The organism is Pseudomonas sp. 02C 26 (genome assembly GCF_002843585.1).
In the GTDB taxonomy this organism is placed as follows: Bacteria; Pseudomonadota; Gammaproteobacteria; order Pseudomonadales; family Pseudomonadaceae; genus Aquipseudomonas; species Aquipseudomonas shirazensis.
Map to the genome: position 1 here is coordinate 743,323 of NZ_CP025262.1, position 14,484 is coordinate 757,806.

At 61.7% G+C, this 14,484-nt stretch carries 16 protein-coding genes; 7 read left to right on the forward strand and 9 right to left on the reverse strand.

What is annotated here, in order from left to right:
- Positions 1 to 27 precede the first annotated feature (27 nt).
- The 5 genes from CXQ80_RS03435 to CXQ80_RS03455 form a co-directional block, all read right to left on the reverse strand.
- Positions 28 to 339: a hypothetical protein gene (locus CXQ80_RS03435; protein ID WP_101316504.1), complete on the reverse strand. Its 312-nt coding sequence runs from the start codon at positions 337 to 339 to the stop codon at positions 28 to 30.
- Positions 340 to 345: 6 nt separating this feature from the next.
- Positions 346 to 1,773 carry a deoxyribodipyrimidine photo-lyase gene (phrB, locus tag CXQ80_RS03440; protein ID WP_101316506.1) on the reverse strand — a complete coding sequence of 476 codons (1,428 nt, stop codon included), beginning with the start codon at positions 1,771 to 1,773 and terminating at the stop codon, positions 346 to 348.
- On the reverse strand, positions 1,764 to 2,663 hold the full coding sequence (locus tag CXQ80_RS03445) for a MerR family transcriptional regulator (RefSeq protein WP_101316508.1): 900 nt from the start codon (positions 2,661 to 2,663) through the stop codon (positions 1,764 to 1,766). The genes phrB and CXQ80_RS03445 overlap by 10 nt, the downstream gene beginning before the upstream one ends.
- A complete protein-coding gene (locus CXQ80_RS03450) occupies positions 2,653 to 3,612 on the reverse strand; it encodes a DUF523 and DUF1722 domain-containing protein (protein ID WP_101316510.1) in 960 nt (319 codons plus the stop codon). The genes CXQ80_RS03445 and CXQ80_RS03450 overlap by 11 nt, the downstream gene beginning before the upstream one ends.
- Positions 3,613 to 3,721: 109 nt before the next feature.
- Positions 3,722 to 4,708 (reverse strand): NAD(P)/FAD-dependent oxidoreductase, encoded by a 987-nt coding sequence (locus tag CXQ80_RS03455; RefSeq protein ID WP_101316511.1) that lies wholly within the window; start codon positions 4,706 to 4,708, stop codon positions 3,722 to 3,724.
- Positions 4,709 to 4,895: 187 nt separating this feature from the next.
- Here CXQ80_RS03455 and CXQ80_RS03460 point away from each other — a divergent pair, with 187 nt between their 5' ends.
- Positions 4,896 to 5,801, forward strand: coding sequence for a TIGR01777 family oxidoreductase (locus CXQ80_RS03460; protein ID WP_101316513.1), 906 nt, complete (start codon positions 4,896 to 4,898; stop codon positions 5,799 to 5,801).
- A gap of 13 nt (positions 5,802 to 5,814) precedes the next feature.
- On the forward strand, positions 5,815 to 6,828 hold the full coding sequence (gene hemH / locus CXQ80_RS03465; RefSeq protein WP_101316515.1) for a ferrochelatase: 1,014 nt from the start codon (positions 5,815 to 5,817) through the stop codon (positions 6,826 to 6,828).
- A gap of 473 nt (positions 6,829 to 7,301) precedes the next feature.
- On the opposite strand, the gene CXQ80_RS03475 is transcribed toward hemH, so the two are convergent.
- Together CXQ80_RS03475 and upp are read right to left on the reverse strand one after the other, a co-directional pair.
- Positions 7,302 to 8,576 carry a uracil-xanthine permease family protein gene (locus CXQ80_RS03475; RefSeq protein WP_101316517.1) on the reverse strand — a complete coding sequence of 425 codons (1,275 nt, stop codon included), beginning with the start codon at positions 8,574 to 8,576 and terminating at the stop codon, positions 7,302 to 7,304.
- Between the two features lie 2 nt (positions 8,577 to 8,578).
- Positions 8,579 to 9,217 carry a uracil phosphoribosyltransferase gene (gene upp / locus CXQ80_RS03480; RefSeq protein WP_101316519.1) on the reverse strand — a complete coding sequence of 213 codons (639 nt, stop codon included), beginning with the start codon at positions 9,215 to 9,217 and terminating at the stop codon, positions 8,579 to 8,581.
- A 163-nt stretch (positions 9,218 to 9,380) separates the two neighbouring features.
- On the opposite strand from upp, the gene CXQ80_RS03485 reads away from it, so the two are divergent.
- The 4 genes from CXQ80_RS03485 to CXQ80_RS03500 all read left to right on the forward strand — a co-directional run bounded on the left by CXQ80_RS03485 (position 9,381) and on the right by CXQ80_RS03500 (position 11,286).
- On the forward strand, positions 9,381 to 9,938 hold the full coding sequence (locus CXQ80_RS03485; RefSeq protein ID WP_101316521.1) for a hypoxanthine-guanine phosphoribosyltransferase: 558 nt from the start codon (positions 9,381 to 9,383) through the stop codon (positions 9,936 to 9,938).
- 3 nt (positions 9,939 to 9,941) lie between these two features.
- Complete coding sequence (locus tag CXQ80_RS03490; RefSeq protein ID WP_101316523.1) at positions 9,942 to 10,415, forward strand: WbuC family cupin fold metalloprotein; 474 nt, start codon at positions 9,942 to 9,944, stop codon at positions 10,413 to 10,415.
- Positions 10,416 to 10,456: 41 nt separating this feature from the next.
- Positions 10,457 to 10,927: a hypothetical protein gene (locus CXQ80_RS03495; RefSeq protein WP_101316525.1), complete on the forward strand. Its 471-nt coding sequence runs from the start codon at positions 10,457 to 10,459 to the stop codon at positions 10,925 to 10,927.
- Between the two features lie 68 nt (positions 10,928 to 10,995).
- Positions 10,996 to 11,286, forward strand: coding sequence for a PA4642 family protein (locus CXQ80_RS03500; RefSeq protein ID WP_101316527.1), 291 nt, complete (start codon positions 10,996 to 10,998; stop codon positions 11,284 to 11,286).
- Positions 11,287 to 11,335: 49 nt separating this feature from the next.
- Here CXQ80_RS03500 and mqo read toward each other — a convergent pair whose 3' ends face one another.
- Positions 11,336 to 12,841 carry a malate dehydrogenase (quinone) gene (mqo, locus tag CXQ80_RS03505; protein ID WP_101316529.1) on the reverse strand — a complete coding sequence of 502 codons (1,506 nt, stop codon included), beginning with the start codon at positions 12,839 to 12,841 and terminating at the stop codon, positions 11,336 to 11,338.
- Positions 12,842 to 13,447: 606 nt separating this feature from the next.
- On the reverse strand, positions 13,448 to 13,681 hold the full coding sequence (locus tag CXQ80_RS03510) for a hypothetical protein (RefSeq protein WP_101316531.1): 234 nt from the start codon (positions 13,679 to 13,681) through the stop codon (positions 13,448 to 13,450).
- A 145-nt stretch (positions 13,682 to 13,826) separates the two neighbouring features.
- Between CXQ80_RS03510 and CXQ80_RS03515 the strand changes: the two genes are divergently transcribed.
- Positions 13,827 to 14,411: a YajG family lipoprotein gene (locus tag CXQ80_RS03515; RefSeq protein WP_101316532.1), complete on the forward strand. Its 585-nt coding sequence runs from the start codon at positions 13,827 to 13,829 to the stop codon at positions 14,409 to 14,411.
- Positions 14,412 to 14,484 lie beyond the last annotated feature (73 nt).

Genomic DNA, 14,484 nt, shown 5'->3' on the forward strand with positions numbered 1-14,484 from the left:
GGGCCGCCAGGCGGCCCCGGAACCGCTCTAGCGCGGTAACGGCCACAGGCTGCTCAGGCTCCACACTTCCAACACCAGTTCCGACTCCCGTTCAGCCAGGCTGCTGACCAGCACTTGCGCTGCGGTTTCGGCTGTCCATTGTTCGGGGATGGCATGCGCGGCTGTGACCGGCGCCTGCAGCGATTGTGGTGCGACCACGGTCAAATCGATGCTATGCGCCTGCAGAAGCTCGGGCGCGAGGTAATCACAGGTTCCGGCATTGATGATCAGAGCATCCAGCGCGCCCCAGACCGCTTGCACCTGTGCAGCGGCCTCGGTGGCCTGGTGTGTGTCACACACTGCCCTCTAATCCTGCCGAGCGGGTAAGCCCTTGAAGGCCTCCAATGCGCGCTGGCGACTGCTTGCGAGATCCACAATTGGACTCTGATAAGAGGTTGTAGCAAAAAGATCAGCAGATTTCATGGGCAAATGAATGGATTTATCGTCGCGGGCCTTCAATTGGGGGAGCCACTGACGAATAAAGCGCCCTTTGGGATCAAAACGTTGCGATTGCGTCACCGGATTGAAGATGCGGAAGTACGGTACCGAGTCGGTGCCGGTCGATGAGCTCCACTGCCAGCCACCATTGTTGGCGGCCAGGTCGCCGTCGATCAGATGACGCATGAAGTGCCGCTCTCCGTGGCGCCAGTCGATCAGCAGGTTCTTGCTCAGAAACATCGCGACGATCATGCGCAGGCGGTTATGCATCCAGCCAGTTGCCAGCAGTTGCTGCATCGCTGCGTCGATGATGGGGAAGCCGGTGCGGCCTTGTTCCCAGGCCTTCAAATCTTCCGGTGCATTGCGCCAGGGCAGGGCAGCGGTGTGTGCGCGGAATGGTTGGTGGCGGGAGACCTGTGGATAACCGACCAGGATGTGTTTGTAGAATTCACGCCAGAGCAGTTCGTTGATCCAGGTCTGCACGCCGGCACTGCCGCTGTCGAACTCGCCGCGATTGGCCGACAACGCCGCATGCATGCACTGCCGAGGGGAAATTACCCCCGCTGCCAGGTATGCGGACAACTGGCTGGTGCCGGGTTCGGCCGGTAAATCGCGCAGTTGCAGGTAATCATCGATGCTGTGTTCGGCAAACTCGGCGAGGCGCCGCTGCGCTTCTTTTTCACCGGCGGGCCACAATTCCCGCAACGCCTGAGTGGGCTCGGCAAATCCGTCGAAGCCAGATGGGATCGGGTCGCTGGCGATCTTCGTCGCAGCTTGTTTCGCAACTCTGCTGGCCATGGCAGGCATGCCATGCTGCAGACGCTCGAGGCAGGCACGCTTGAACTGGCCGAACACCTGAAAATACTGGCCGGCCTTGGTCAGCACGGTGCCGGGGTTGAGCAGCAACTGATCAAGGTAACGATGCACGCTGATGTCGCTGCTGCGCAGCAGGGCCTCTGCGCACTCATCGCGGAGTTGCTCGTTGACGCCATATTCGTCATTCCAGTGCACTGCTTCCACAGCGTGCTCCCGGCAGATATCGAGCAGCACTTGCGGCACCTGAGCCCAGTCGTCGGTGTGGCGAATCAGCAGCGGGATGTTCAGTTGCTGCAGTGATTGGCTTAACTCGCGCAGGTTGCGCAACCAGAAGTCGACCTTGCACGGGGCATCGTCATGGCTCAACCATTGCGCGGGGCTGGCTATCCACACGGCCACGGTGGGGCCGCGTTCACAGGCAGCGCTGAGGGCGCTGTTGTCATCGATGCGCAGGTCGCTGCGCAGCCACATCAATTGCATGAAGGAGTCGTCTCTGGCGGGGTGAGCGCAAGTCGCTGAAGCAGGCGCAAGGCGGCCTGCGGTGTGTCGAACAGGGACAGGCCGGGTTGCTGCATGGCTTCCAGTTGGGTCTGGTGCAGGGCAATTGTTTCGCCACCCAGTAGTTTTGCCGCGTCGATGCCATGCAGTGCGCGCTCGAGGGCGGCATAGTCAACGCGCGGGCCGAGCAGCAGTACCAGTACCTGCGCTTGCAGCTCGCTCACGGCGCGTTGCAGCTGCGCGCCGGCGACCGCGAACTCGAGCACCTCGACGGCGCGGCCACTGCTGGTAAACAGCCAGGCGCACAGCCACAGATGCGCGTCGAAGCCGCGATCGCTGTCGACCACCAACAGCACCGGCGGCCCTGCAAGCTGCTGATTGTCGTGATACACCCGTGCGCCGAACTTGCTGCGCAGCCAGGTGTGAAAAAACGCCTGCTCGAGGCGGGCGTTGAAATGCGTTTGCCAGCGCCGGGCGAGGCTGTGCAGCAACGGCAGCAGCAGCTGTTCACAGAGCGTGACGGCCGGGTACAGCGCCATGGCCTGATTGAGCTGCTGGTCGAGGGTGCGCTGGGACAAGTTACCCACCGCTTCGATCAACGCCTGCTCGCGCAACTGCCAGTCCCCTTGTGGGGCAACGCTTGGGGCGTGTTCAAGCAGCTCACGGACCTGGCCGACCGAAGCACCACGCTCGAGCCAGCGCAGGATCGCCTGCACCTGCTCGACTTGGTCGGAGCCGTACAGACGATGCCCCTTGGCCGTGCGTTGCGGCTTGAGCAAACCATAGCGCCGCTCCCAGGCGCGCAAGGTGACCGGGTTTACCCCAGTGCGGCGAGCAAGCTCGCCGATGGGCATCAAATCTTCAGACTGCATTGCGTAAACCTAGGCTTTCGGGGTGGGGCTGCAGATAGGCCTGCTGGCTGAGGTAGGGGTCTGGATGTACCCGCAGGTGGTGTTTGAGCAGGGTCATCGGTACTACCAATGGCACGATCCCTTGCTGATATTGGCCGATCACCTGCTGCAGCTCGGCACGGTCACCCTGGTCCAGCGCATCGCGCAGATAACCGCTCAGGTGCAGCAGCACGTTGCAATGGGTGCCACGGTTTGCCGGGCGGCGCAGTGCCTGCATCAGGAGGCTGAAGTACTGCGCGCCGACCTGCTGCGGGTCGGCATCCTTGCGCATGCTGCCCAACATCCGGCCAAGCTCGCGATAGGCTTTGGGGTTGTTGGCCATCAGCAGGTATTTGTACCGCGAATGGAAACTCACCAACGCACCCCGGCTCAGCCCCGCAGCCAGTTGCTGCTGCCAGTCGGCGTAGGCATACACGCGGCTGATGAAGTTCTCCCGCAGTACCGGATCATGCAGGCGGCCCTCCTCTTCGACCGGCAGATCGGGGCGGCGCGCACAGAAAGCGTCGGCGTAGGCACCGCGGCCACCTTTGAGCGCAGGGTGGCCGTTGTCCTGATAGACCTTGACCCGCTCCAGGCCGCATGAGGGCGACTTCTGCATGAAGATATAACCGCAGACATCGCCGATTTCATCAGCCATCTGCTCGCCGTAGGCGCGCAGTGGGGCAGAGTAGTTGGCGCCGGGGTTGCGCGTGGCAACCACTTCGGGCTGCTGCGGATCACCTACCAGGCGGATCGGATCGCGCGGAATACCCAGGCCGATGGCGACCTCAGGGCACAACGGTACCCAGTCGAAGTGCGCTTCGAAAGCACTCAAGCAGAGTTCGGAAGCCTTGTGCCCGCCGTTGTAGCGCACGTTCTCGCCGAGCAGGCAGGCACTGATGCCAATGCGGGGTTTCGCCGACGCGTTCATCGCTGCCTCCAGAAAAACTTGTACAAGGTTGCTCCTTGTGTACAAGTCTATTCCAGCACAGCCACGCACTTATGCAAATAGTTTTTTCTGTACAGATTTACAGCCAGGTCTATTCCAGATGTTCGAGCAAGCGTCTTGCCGCTTCCTGGCCACTCAACCAAGCGCCTTCGACCCGGCCAGACAAGCACCAATCGCCACAGGCGTACAAGCCCAGGTCAGCATCGGCGAGCGCCCCCCATTCATGGCCAGCGGCAGGGCGGGCATACAGCCAGCGGTGGGCCAGGGCAAAGGTTGGGGCCGGCACCGCGCAGCCAATCAGCTCGGCAAATTCGCCGCTCAACTGCTCGATCACCAGCTCTTTGCTCAGGTCGATGTGCTGCTTGCTCCAGTCTGACGTGGCATGCAGCACCCAGGTGTCGAGCTGCTCGTCGCGCCCTGGTTTGCTGCGGTTGCGCGCCAGCCAGTCGAGTGGGTTGTCCTGCACGAAGCAACCTTGCATGGGCGTTTGCAGTGGCGTCTCGAAGGCCAGGGCGATGGCCCAGGTGGGTTCCATCTGCACGCCGGCGGCGACCGCTGCCAATTTTGGGGTTGCTGCCAGCAGTGGCGTGGCTTGCGGTGCGGGCACGGCAATCACGACCCGGCTGAAGGGGCCGTGGCTGCAGCCTTCGGTATCCTGCAGGTGCCAGTACTGCTTGCCGCGAAACACCTCGGCGATGCGGCAGCCGAAATTGACTGTGACGTCCTTGAGCAGGCCGCGAGTGATGGCGCTCATGCGCGGCACGCCGACCCAGCGCACTTGCTCATCTGGGGAAGGGCTGAGGACGCCATCGCGATAGTTGTACAGCTGCGGCTTCCATTGCGCGGCATGACCAGCGGCTTCCCACTGTTGCACCTGCTCGACGAAGCGCCGGTCGCGGGCAGTGAAGTACTGCGCGCCCAGGTCGAGCGCACCGGCATCGCTGCGCTTGCTGGCCATCCGCCCACCACTGCCGTGGCCTTTGTCGAACAAGTGCACAGTCTGCCCGGCGGCCTGCAGGGCCTGGGCTGCGGAAAGGCCGGCAATGCCGGCACCAATGATGGCAATAGGTACTGTCATGATGGCCTCTTCTAACCTTGCTCGAAGCAGATTACGCGGTCTTGCAAACCTGTACAATGCGTAAAGTTTGTATAAGGTTATTCCGCTCTATAGGCCAGCTTGGCCTATGTTTATCCGAGAGCGTGCGGTCAAGAAAGTGCCTTGTTGTTAAAAATAGACCACCCCGACGATCTGCGAGGACACAGCCATGCATATATTGCTGACAGGCGGTACCGGTTTGCTCGGCAGGCATCTTTGCCGTCTGTGGACTGGCCAGGGCCATCGGTTGACGGTCTGGAGCCGGCGCCCGGAACAGGTGCCGATGCTTTGTGGCAGCGGCGTACGCGGTATCGCCCAGCTGGATGATCTGGATGCCGATGACCCAATCGACGCAGTGATCAATCTGGCCGGCGCACCGATTGCCGACCGGCACTGGACCGCAGCGCGGCGCAACCTGCTTTGGGCCAGCCGCATTACTTTGACCGAGCAGTTGCTGGCGTGGCTGCAAAAGCGCGAGCAGCGCCCTGAAGTGCTGGTGTCAGGCTCAGCAGTGGGCTGGTATGGCGATGGCGGTGAGCGCGAGCTGACCGAGGCTTCGCAACCGGTCAAGGAGGACTTTGCCAGCCAGCTGTGCATCGCCTGGGAGGAGACCGCGCAGCGTGCTCAAGCGCTTGGCATACGCGTGGTGCTGGTGCGGACCGGGTTGGTGCTGGCCAGCGATGGCGGCTTTTTGTCGCGCCTGCGCCTGCCGTTCAAACTCGGCCTGGGCGGGCCGCTGGGCAGTGGTCGGCAGTGGATGCCGTGGATCCATATAGATGATCAGATCGCTCTGATAGATTTTCTCATGCGCCACAACGACGCCAGCGGTCCTTATAATGCCTGCGCGCCAGAGCCTGTGCGCAACCGTACCTTTGCCAAATGCCTGGGCAAGGCGCTGCATCGACCGGCGTTGTTGCCCGTGCCGGCGTTGGTGTTGAAGGCCGGGCTGGGCGAGCTGTCGACTTTGCTTCTCGGTGGCCAGCGCGCGCGCCCGACGCGCTTGCTGGCGGCTGGCTTCACCTTCCGTTTCAACGATCTGCAATCGGCGCTGGACAACCTGTCCGGGCGCCTCTGACATAGGACGCTGCATGACCGATCATGCCCTGCTGCTGGTCAACCTGGGTTCGCCAGCCTCCACTTCGGTAGCCGACGTGCGCCGCTACCTCAACCAGTTTCTGATGGACCCGTACGTGATCGACCTGCCGTGGCCGGTGCGGCGCTTGCTGGTGTCGCTGATCCTGATCAAGCGCCCTGAGCAGTCGGCTCATGCCTACGCATCGATCTGGTGGGATGAGGGCTCGCCGCTGGTGGTGCTGACCCGTCGTCTACAAGCCGCCATGCATGCGCATTGGCCGCATGGCCCGGTGGAAGTGGCCATGCGCTATGGCCAGCCGGCGCTACCGGAGGTGCTCAAGCGCCTGGCTGCGCAGGGCGTACGCAAGGTGACGCTGGCGCCGCTCTATCCGCAGTTCGCTGACAGCACGGTAACCACCGTGATCGAACTGGCGACGCAGACCATTGCGCAGCACCAGTTGCCGCTGGAGATGCGGGTGTTGCAGCCGTTCTATGATCAGCCGAGCTATATCGATGCGTTGGTGGCCAGTGCGCGGCCGTATCTGCAGGATGACTATGACCATCTGTTGTTGAGCTTCCATGGGCTGCCTGAGCGGCATCTGAAGAAGCTTGATCCGACCGGCAACCATTGCTTCCAGAGTGCCGATTGCTGCCAGCAGGCGTGTGCCAATGTGCGGGCCGTGTGCTATCGCTCGCAGTGCCTGGCCAGTGCGGCGGCGTTTGCCAAGGCGATGGGCATTGCGGATGGCAAGTGGTCGGCGTCGTTCCAGTCGCGGTTGGGGCGGGCCAAGTGGATCGAGCCTTATACCGAGACGCGGCTTGATGAGTTGGCCAAGGCTGGGGTGAAGCGGTTGCTGGTGATGTGCCCGGCGTTTGTTGCTGACTGTATCGAGACGCTCGAGGAGATCGGGGATCGGGGGCGGGAGCAGTTTATCGAGGCTGGGGGGGAGGAGTTGGTGCTTGTGCCTTGCTTGAATGATCATCCGCAGTGGGCTCGGACGTTGGCTGGGCTTTGTGAGGAGGCTTGAGGTTTGGGGCCGGTTTCTAATGGTGATAGTGCCGGACCCTTTCGTACTATCCATTTGATTTATTGGCTGTTCGGGCCCCTTTCGCCCTTACGGCGAGTCACTTTTTTGGCAAACGCCCCAAAAAAGTAACCAAAAAAAGGCTTGGCTCCACATCCGGCCCCTTCGCTGCGCTGCGGGGTTCCCTCGCTCCGGCCTTGCTCCCGGGAGGACCGCGCTGTACGGGCCTCCTGGCCCGCAGCGCTTGCCGGCCATCCATGGCCGTCACCTCCCTTCGCAAGACCTGCGCTCGGCCTCCTGAGTCGCCGGTGGATCAAGATCAAAAGCAGATCAAGATCAAAGGCACGCCTCGCTGCGCTGGCGCAGATCAAGGGCCAAAGTCAAAAGCTTGCGACGTGCTGCGGTCCCGGCAACCTCAAGTCAGGTAAAAAAAATACCGGATAAGCCCCAACAAAGCTGGGGCAGCCAATCACCTCTCAAGGCAACTGATCATCCAGTTTGTTGTTCTTCCACCCATCATTCCCAGGCAGCAACAGATTCAACACAATCGCCACAATGGCACACAGCGCAATCCCCTTCAGACCCCAGTCATCCGGTCCATCACCGCTGCCAATCAGCACCCCGCCAATCCCGAACACCAACGTCACCGAAACGATCACGAGGTTACGCGCCTCGCTCAGGTCGATCTTGTGGCGGATCATGGTATTCATCCCCACCGCCGCAATCGAGCCAAACAGCAGACACAGAATCCCACCCATCACCGGCACCGGAATGCTCTGCAGCAGCGCACCAAACTTGCCGACAAACGCCAGGGTGATGGCAAACACCGCCGCCCAGGTCATGATCTTCGGGTTGTAGTTCTTGGTCAGCATCACCGCACCGGTCACTTCCGCGTAGGTCGTGTTGGGCGGCCCGCCGAACAGGCCGGCAGCAGTAGTGGCCAGGCCATCGCCCAGCAACGTGCGGTGCAAGCCGGGCTTTTTCAGGTAGTCGCGACCAGTCACGCTACCGACAGCAATCACTCCACCGATATGCTCGATTGCCGGCGCCAGGGCCACCGGAACGATGAACAGAATCGCCTGCCAGTTGAACGCTGGCGCGGTGAAATGGGGAATCGCCAGCCAAGGCGCCGCAGCGATCCTGGCAGTGTCGACCACGCCAAAGGCAAAGGCCATGGCAAAACCGACCAGGACCCCGGCAATGATCGGCACCAGGCGGAAGATGCCTTTGCCGAACACGGCCACGATCAGGGTGGTAAGCAGGGCCGGCATGGAAATCAGCATCGCGGTCTGGTACGGAATCAGCACGGCGCCATCGCCGCCCTTGCCCATAGCCATGTTGGCGGCAATCGGCGCCATGGCCAGGCCGATTGAAATGATCACCGGGCCGATCACCACCGGCGGCAGCATGCGGTCGATGAAACCGGTGCCCTTGATCTTCACCATCATGCCCATGAAGGTGTAGACGAAGCCTGCCGCCATCACTCCGCCCATGGTCTCGGCCAGGCCGAACTGACCCTTGGCGAGGATGATCGGGGTGATGAAGGCAAAGCTCGAGGCGAGAAACACCGGTACCTGACGGCCCGTCACCAGCTGGAACAGCAAGGTGCCGATGCCGGCGGTGAACAGCGCCACGTTAGGGTCGAGGCCGGTGATCAGCGGCATCAGCACCAGCGCGCCAAATGCCACGAAGAGCATCTGCGCGCCCGAGACGACCTGGCGCCAGAGCGGGTCGTTGAAGCCGTCCTGCATGATCAGGCGTCCTTCTGCTTGGTGCCGAAGATCTTGTCACCGGCATCGCCCAGGCCTGGGATGATGTAGCCGTGCTGGTTGAGGCGCTCGTCGATCGAGGCGGTGTAGATGCTCACATCCGGGTGGGCCTTCTCGACTGTGGCGATACCCTCGGGGGCCGCCACCAGCACCATCGCGCGGATCTCCTTGCAGCCGGCTTTTTTCAGCAGATCGATGGTGGCGACCATCGACGCACCGGTGGCCAGCATCGGGTCGATGATCAGTGCCAGGCGCTGGTTGATGTCCGGTGCCAGTTTCTCGAGGTAGGTGTGCGCTTCGAGGGTTTCTTCGTTGCGGGCAACGCCCACGGCGCTGACCTTGGCGCCCGGGATCAGGCTGAGCACGCCGTCGAGCATGCCGATGCCGGCACGCAGGATCGGTACTACAGTGATCTTCTTGCCGGCGATTTTCTCGACCTGGACTTTACCGCTCCAGCCGTCGATTTCGTAGGACTCCAGTGGCAGGTCCTGGGTGGCCTCATAAGTCAGCAGGGCGCCGACTTCCTGGGCGAGTTCGCGAAAGTTCTTGGTGCTGATATCGGCACGGCGCATAAGGCCGAGCTTGTGGCGGATCAGCGGATGGCGGATCTCACGAGTAGGCATGGGGGAGGGCTCCGGAAGGCGGGCAAAAAAACCGCGCTAGATTAATCTATTCAGCCTGAGCTGTCGCTTTGTCATTGTGCACGTTAGTCCATAAACGCTTGATCTGAGGCCAGCGGATGCGTACCTTTGCCCGCTTTTCCGATTCCGACCCCTGGGGAGCGCCATGTCCGCCGATCTCGAGCACATCCGCCAAGTCATGCGCGAAGCTGACTGCCTGTACAACGAAGCCGAGGTCGAAGCGGCCATTGCCAAGGTAGGCGAGCACATCAGCCGCGAGCTGCATGACAAGAACCCGGTCGTGTTCTGCGTCATGAACGGTGGCCTGATTTTCGCCGGCAAGCTGCTCACCCATCTGCAGTTCCCGCTGGAAGCGTCCTACCTGCACGCCACTCGCTACCGCAACCAGACCAGCGGCGGTGAGCTGTTCTGGAAGGCCAAGCCGGAAGTATCGTTCATTGACCGCGATGTGCTGATCGTCGATGACATTCTCGACGAGGGCCACACCCTCAGCGCGATCATCGAGTTCTGCAAGCATGCCGGCGCCCGTGAGGTGTATACCGCCGTGCTGATCGACAAGGAGCATGACCGCAAGGCCAGCCCGGATCTGAAGGCCAACTTCGTCGGCTTGCCATGCATCGACCGCTACATCTTCGGCTACGGCATGGACTACAAAGGCTACTGGCGCAACGCCAACGGCATCTTCGCCGTCAAGGGCCTGTAAGCCATGCGCGCGCCGGCATTCATCGACCAGTCCTTGTTTGCCGGCCTGGCCGAGCAGGCTGCGGCCAACCCGCGCGGGCGTCAGCACCATAACTTTCATGCCATGGCCGAACCGTGCCACCGCATGGCGGTTGGCTTGCAGCCTGACACCTACATCCCGCCGCATCGCCACCTGAGCGAAGACAAGGCCGAGACCTTGCTGGTGCTCAAAGGGCGCCTTGGCCTGCTGCTGTTCGACGAGGAGGGCGGGGTTATCGAAAAACGCCTGCTCGAGGCCGGTGGCGAGTGCCTCGGTGTCGACCTGCCACCGGGCGTCTATCACGCGCTGGTGGTGCTCGCCGCCGACAGCATTCTGTTCGAGTGCAAGGCCGGCCCTTATCGCCCGGTGGGTGAGGGTGAGCTGGCGCCATGGGCCCCGCGTGAGGGTGAGCCAGGGGTTGCCGCATACCAGGTGTGGATGCGCGCGCAGTTCGCCTGAGCGGGCATGCTAGAGTGCGGCTTCATGCCAAGGAGCCTCACATGCGTGCGTTCATTCCCTTGCTGTTGGCGCTGAGCCTGCCGTTGTCTGCGGCGCCCCTGCACAGCCAGTTTCTGCCACCTGATGACCAGTCGCTGCGCCAAGAGGCGCCGACCAGTCAACAGTTGCTGCAAGTCACCGACTACTCGGTAGTGGTCGGCACCCAGCGTCAGTCTGACCAACAACCGATCCCGATCACCGCCTCGCTGCAGATGCGCCTGAAAGGCAAGCCGCTGAGCAAGGGCGCGACGATTACCCAAGTATTGCTCAGCTTCGATGGTGAAGGTGGCAAGAGCCTGAAGAAGCCAGTCTACGACGACAAGACCCGCACCCTGAGCCTGAACTACCCGATGGCCGACTACCGGGTGATCATCGACCTGCTGCGCAACGAGACCGTCTACGTGCAGTTTCTGACTTACGCCAACGGCCATGTCTGGGCGGATCTGCATACCGGCACCGTACGTACGCGTTGAGGCCTGCGCATTGGCGGGGGTACACTGCCGCCCTGCGAAATTTGGTGATGGCTTAGGTGGAGTCGGCAATGCGTAAAGACAAGAAGCAAGTGATTGGTGACGAGATCAGTGACGACTACATCAAGTCGTTTCTGCAGTACGACCCGGCCGACGGCGTGACGTCGCCGTCCGCGCACAAGCTGGTCAAAGCCTATCGTGGCCTGCGCATCGATGACTTCGAGCGGTTTGTCGGGTTCTTCGTCGAGGCGGGTTATGAGCTGGACGGCAAGGACGAACACGGTCAGACCTTCGTCGAGCAGATCGCTGATCAGCGTAATGCGGCGGAGTACATCGAGATCATCAACAACGCCCGTGGTTGAGTGATCTGAGTCGGAGTGATTTGGGGCCGCAGAGCGGCCCCTAGACCGGTCAGGCGTAATGCTGAGCCGGGCTGCTTTCAACCATCTGCAATACCTGGTCGTTATGCTCGCTGACCTTGCGGTACAGCGCTGCATCGCTGGCCAGGACACTTTCCCGAGCAGGGAAGATCTCGTGCAGCTTGCTCGCCCAGGCACCCTTGGCTTGCTCAGGGAAGCAGCGTTCGATCAGATCAAGCATGATCGACACCGTCACCGAAGCACCAGGCGATGCGCCCAGCAGGGCCGCCAGGCTGCCGTCGGCCGCCGCAACCAGCTCGGTGCCAAATTGCAGCACGCCGCCTTTTTTCGGGTCTTTCTTGATGATCTGCACGCGCTGGCCGGCCACTTCCAGGCGCCAGTCTTCGGCTTTGGCTTCTGGGTAGAAGCGGCGCAGCGAGTCCAGGCGTTGCTCCATCGACTGCATCACTTCACTGACCAGGTACTTGGTCAGGTCCATGTTGTCGCGCGCGACTGCCAGCATCGGGCCGAGGTTGCCCAGGCGTACCGACAGTGGCAGGTCGAGCAGCGAACCGTGCTTGAGGAACTTGGTGGTGAAGCCGGCATAGGGGCCGAACAGCAGCGAAGTCTTGCCGTCTACGACACGGGTATCCAGGTGCGGCACCGACATCGGCGGAGCGCCTACAGCAGCCTGGCTGTAGACCTTGGCCTGGTGCTGCTTGACGATTTCCGGGTTGTCGCAGCGTAGCCACTGGCCGCTCACCGGGAAGCCGCCAAAGCCTTTGCTCTCGGGGATGCCCGAAGCCTGCAGCAATGGCAATGCCGCGCCACCAGCGCCGAGGAAGACAAAGCGTGCATCGACTTCACGGCTACCGCCGCTATTGACGTCCTTGATGCTGACGGTCCAGCCGGCGCCGTTACGGCGCAGGCCGACGACCTTCTTGCTGTACTTGACCTGGCTGTCCGCGGTGTTGCCGAGCATTTTCAGCAGCTTGTTGGTCAAGGCGCCGAAGTTGACGTCGGTGCCTTTCATCACGCGGGTTGCGGCGATGTGCTGGTCGGCCGGTCGGCCGGGCATCATCAACGGCATCCAGTCGCGCATCACCGCCTTGTCTTCGGTGTACTCCATCTCGCTGAAGGCGTGGTGCTGCTTGAGCAGTTCGAAACGCTTCTTGAGGAAGGACACGCCCTTGTCACCTTCGACGTAGCTCAGGTGTGGCACGGGATTGATGAAGTCACGCGGCGCGCCGAGGCCGCCCTTGTTGATCAGGTACGCCCAGAACTGCCGTGACACCTCGAACTGGGTGTTGATGTGCACGGCCTTCTTGATGTCGATGCTGCCATCGGCGGCCTGCGGCGTGTAGTTCAGCTCGCACAGGCCGGCATGGCCGGTCCCGGCGTTGTTCCAGGGATTCGAGCTTTCTGCAGCCCCGGAGTCCATCGCCTCGACGACCTCCAGTTTAAGGGCCGGGTCGAGCTCCTTGAGCAGTACGGCCAGGGTGGCACTCATGATGCCCGCGCCTACCAGTACTACATCAACCGATTCGTTCTGCGCCATTAACGCGTCTCCACAATCTACAGCACCTAATTGACAGCATAGGATCCCTGGGGTTGCCAGGCTCGCCATGTCCGACTCTTCGCAGTTCTTGCAACTTCGCGAACACCGCCAATCAGTCTCAGGGTTCAGCTATTGAACGCTGATTGCCACGGCTGCGGCAATTCGACTTATGGTCAAGGTGTCCGACGTGCGTTATGGACCGGCCTCAGTGACTCATCATGGATGAGCGCCAATACCGGCCATCAGGGGCTGTTGGGGACACATCTGCTGCTGTTGCACATGCCAGACTGTTCATTTGCTCGCCACACTCTTGTGAAGTTGTGAAAACCTGGTTTTTTCCACGCTCTTTTGGAGACGTGAACCTCAAAAAGGGACTGCGCGATGGCAACCCACAGGTTCATGCAGTGCAGAAGGCCAGAAAAAGCAGGCGCAACAGCCGGATGCAAGACCTGAAGTGGAAGGCTCTCTGTGGGCGAGGCGGTGAAGGTGCCGGGGTCAATCGGCAGGTGCGGGGCCCGATCAGGAGACGTCCTTATAATCGGGGGGAGATTATAGCGATGTCGCGGGCAGAAAGGTCGTTAATCGCGGTTTTTATTGCAGCATTTGTCAGGCGGGCAGGCTGCGTTGCTGCCAACGACGGCTTGCACGGGCGCAAACCCGGGCGCTGGCAGGCAAGGTTCGGCCCAGCCAGGCTAGCTGCATGTCACTGACCTGAACCCAGCCGCTACCGCTGGGCGGCTGGCTGCACTGCTTGAAACCCAGGCAGCAACCGGTGCTGTCGAGGCGAGCATAGATAAGCTGGGGCGAGCGCTTGAACAGCAGGTTCCAGAGCGAGGCCATGGCGGCGAATCCTGTATGGAGTGGGCTGGGCCAAGGATAACGGCGCGGCCATGAAAGCATTATGACAAGCGGATATAGCCGATAGCTGGCGTTCAAGCGGCTGGGTATACTGTGGGCCTTTGCCGCATTTTCTGGAGAAACGCGCATGTTGCAACGTCTGCTGTTCGGTTTGCTCGCGGTGGCCAGCCTGAGCCTGGTCGGTTGTGCCCACAGCCCGCAACAACTCAGCCCGCAACCCAAGCTGACCACTCAGCTCAATCCGGTCGGTCGCGGCCAGCCAGTCGTGGTACGGGTAGTCGATGGTCGTCCTTCGCAGTCGCTCGGCACCCGTGGCGGCATGTACCCGGAAACCAGCACGATCAGCGTCAACGGCAACGATGTCGTGCCCAAGCTGCAGGCTCAGGCCGAAGCTGCGGTGCGTCTGCTCGGTTTCACCCCGACCCAGGGCGGCTCCAATGCGCCGCAGTTGACCGTGACCCTGGCCGAACTGAAGTACCAGTCGCCCAAGGACAAGATGTATGTGACCGAGGCGACCATCGGCGCGACCTTCCGTGCTGACGTAGCCAATGCCAACCGCCGTTACAGCGGCCGTTACGGCGCTTCGCTGGATCAGCGCTTCGGCATGGCGCCGAACCAGGAAACCAACACCAAGCTGGTCAGTGATGTGCTCAGCGATGCCTTGACCCGTCTGTTCAAGGACCCGACCATCGGTCAGGTGCTCGGCGAATAAGCGTTCGTCACAGCCAGGTCATAAAAAAACCGCTGCCTGAATCTCAGGCGGCGGTTTTTTTTGCTTCAGGACC

Coding starts and splice junctions, on each gene's coding strand:
- CXQ80_RS03450 (WP_101316510.1), bottom strand. CDS start 3,612: ATGAACGCGTCGGCGAAACCCCGCATTGGCATCAGTGCCTGCCTGCTC.
- CXQ80_RS03460 (WP_101316513.1), top strand. CDS start 4,896: ATGCATATATTGCTGACAGGCGGTACCGGTTTGCTCGGCAGGCATCTT.
- CXQ80_RS03485 (WP_101316521.1), top strand. CDS start 9,381: ATGTCCGCCGATCTCGAGCACATCCGCCAAGTCATGCGCGAAGCTGAC.
- CXQ80_RS03490 (WP_101316523.1), top strand. CDS start 9,942: ATGCGCGCGCCGGCATTCATCGACCAGTCCTTGTTTGCCGGCCTGGCC.
- upp (WP_101316519.1), bottom strand. CDS start 9,217: ATGCCTACTCGTGAGATCCGCCATCCGCTGATCCGCCACAAGCTCGGC.
- phrB (WP_101316506.1), bottom strand. CDS start 1,773: ATGCAATTGATGTGGCTGCGCAGCGACCTGCGCATCGATGACAACAGC.
- CXQ80_RS03510 (WP_101316531.1), bottom strand. CDS start 13,681: ATGGCCTCGCTCTGGAACCTGCTGTTCAAGCGCTCGCCCCAGCTTATC.
- CXQ80_RS03495 (WP_101316525.1), top strand. CDS start 10,457: ATGCGTGCGTTCATTCCCTTGCTGTTGGCGCTGAGCCTGCCGTTGTCT.
- mqo (WP_101316529.1), bottom strand. CDS start 12,841: ATGGCGCAGAACGAATCGGTTGATGTAGTACTGGTAGGCGCGGGCATC.
- CXQ80_RS03455 (WP_101316511.1), bottom strand. CDS start 4,708: ATGACAGTACCTATTGCCATCATTGGTGCCGGCATTGCCGGCCTTTCC.
- CXQ80_RS03515 (WP_101316532.1), top strand. CDS start 13,827: ATGTTGCAACGTCTGCTGTTCGGTTTGCTCGCGGTGGCCAGCCTGAGC.
- CXQ80_RS03445 (WP_101316508.1), bottom strand. CDS start 2,663: ATGCAGTCTGAAGATTTGATGCCCATCGGCGAGCTTGCTCGCCGCACT.
- CXQ80_RS03500 (WP_101316527.1), top strand. CDS start 10,996: ATGCGTAAAGACAAGAAGCAAGTGATTGGTGACGAGATCAGTGACGAC.
- hemH (WP_101316515.1), top strand. CDS start 5,815: ATGACCGATCATGCCCTGCTGCTGGTCAACCTGGGTTCGCCAGCCTCC.
- CXQ80_RS03475 (WP_101316517.1), bottom strand. CDS start 8,576: ATGCAGGACGGCTTCAACGACCCGCTCTGGCGCCAGGTCGTCTCGGGC.